The sequence below is a fragment of the Flectobacillus sp. genome, assembly GCF_049240685.1.
Taxonomy (GTDB): Bacteria; Bacteroidota; Bacteroidia; order Cytophagales; family Spirosomataceae; genus Flectobacillus.
This window is the reverse complement of record NZ_JBMLSD010000363.1, coordinates 1-1,474: the sequence shown is the minus strand read 5'-3', so window position 1 is coordinate 1,474 and position 1,474 is coordinate 1. Positions and strand designations below refer to the sequence as shown.

Genomic DNA, 1,474 nt, shown 5'->3' with positions numbered 1-1,474 from the left:
AGAAACCCAACAATCTTGAAGTCTGTCGCACCTACGGCGCTCCTTTTACAGGTCAGAGAGATAATCTCGACTACCAAACTGTCGCTCCTACAGAGCTGATGAAAAAGATTGGCTTCTGGAAAAATCCTAATACACGGGCATATCTATATTGTATAATTGCTAAGAATGCTATTTAAACTTACTCATCATGGGTGAATAAATTCACCCACTAATTGGAATCACTATCAAAGAAATAGACATTTCGACCTTAGAATTCATTCACCCAGAGATATAAAGCTTAAAGGGTTTCAAGGTAAATTTTGCACTAATACAAAAGCTTAAATTCATTTTTAGTTGGTATATTTTCACAACGTACTACCTTTTTTATTTTCTTCCACCTTTTCAGACATCAACTCTGATGACGACCAGAATGTTCCTTTTTCGGAAACCGTAACCATTGCTGAAGCTTTGCGAAAAAATGATGTGTATATGGAACAACTCATTTTTCCAGATGAAGTGCATAGTTTTCTTTTGTATCAAAATTGGTTAAGTGCCTACAAAGCCACAGCCAACTTTTTCGATAAGTTTTTGAAAAAGAAATAGGCTTTCAAAACTATTTTTGAGTATAGTCTAAAAAGCTTCTCCTTTTCAGTGGAGAGGCTTTTTAGATGAAAAAAGGATAGACGTTTCCTGATTTACCTATATTTTGGCACTCAATTTTTCAACTTATCCCAATTGATTTAAACATGAAAAAAGTATGTTTTGCATTGATGCTTGTTGCTGGAGTCATTTTTAATATGACTGCACAAGTAGCAAACCCTTTGAAAGGCAAGAAAATTTTGGTTTTCTCAAAAACAGCAGGCTTCCGCCACAGTTCGATTCCTTATGGTATTTCTGCGATGTTTGAGCTTGGCAAAAAGTATGGTTTCTCGGTAGATACCACTCAAAATGCTAGTCTTTTTACTGAAGACTACCTCAAAAAATACAAAGTTGTGGTATTTAATAATACCACTGGTGATGTATTGGACGCACAGCAACAAACAGCATTCGAACACTATATTCAAGCAGGTGGCGGTTTTGTAGGTATTCACGCGGCTTCTGATACGGAATACGATTGGGCTTGGTACGGCAAAATGGTTGGCGGATACTTTGACGGTCACCCAGGCAAACACGTTTCTAACGTTCAAATGGGTAAATTTACGGTTACTGATGCCAAACATCCTTCAACCGAAAAACTTCCTGCAAGCTTCGAACGTAAAGATGAGTTTTATAACTTCAAACAGTTCAACAAAGAGGTAAAAGTGTTATTGACAGTTGATGAAAAGTCCTATCAGGAAGGAACCATGGGCGATTTTCACCCAATGGCTTGGTATCATTTATACGATGGGGGTCGTGCCTTCTATACCAACTGGGGACATACTCACGAAACTTTCTCTGACGAGATTCCGATGAACCATATTTGGGGAGGATTACTTTGGGCTGGTAGTGGTAAACC

Annotated in this window: 2 protein-coding genes; both read left to right on the top strand. The window is 37.9% G+C overall.

Annotation, left to right across the window (positions count from 1 at the left end; genetic code table 11):
* The first annotated feature begins 333 nt into the window (after nucleotides 1–333).
* Nucleotides 334–582, top strand: a complete 249-nt coding sequence (locus ACOVQ4_RS16845; protein WP_421821788.1) for an alpha/beta hydrolase family protein — start codon at nucleotides 334–336, stop codon at nucleotides 580–582.
* A gap of 143 nt (nucleotides 583–725) precedes the next feature.
* On the top strand, nucleotides 726–1,474 hold a 749-nt coding region (locus ACOVQ4_RS16840; RefSeq protein ID WP_421821787.1), incomplete at its 3' end, for a ThuA domain-containing protein.